Source organism: Bradyrhizobium campsiandrae (assembly GCF_014529705.1).
GTDB classification, from domain to species: Bacteria; Pseudomonadota; Alphaproteobacteria; order Rhizobiales; family Xanthobacteraceae; genus Bradyrhizobium; species Bradyrhizobium campsiandrae.
Window position 1 is genome coordinate 1 of record NZ_JAANIH010000330.1, and the last position, 250, is coordinate 250.

Sequence of the window (250 nt, forward strand, 5' to 3'; positions counted from 1 at the left end):
TCAGTTTGTCGCGCTCAACATGTGCCGCGAGCGGGCGAAGGAGTTTCGCTTTATTGAAAGCGAAATCAGTGAGAGCATCCGGCGGGAGCCGGACGGAGATGGGTTTCTCGATCCGAAGCAAGCGGCGCTGGCCGCGAAAGCCCTCCGCCCAGGCGGCGATCTCCCGGCGCAGCCGTTTGCTCGGGTACAGGCATCGCAGGAACTTCTGACGCTGCCCGTTGCGCCAGGCCGTATCGATGAGGCGACGGCG

The 250-nt window shown here is 64.0% G+C and carries 1 pseudogene; it reads left to right on the forward strand.

What is annotated here, in order from left to right:
* Window positions 1–250 (forward strand): annotated as a pseudogene (locus G8O24_RS43300) (hypothetical protein); the annotation flags it as partial.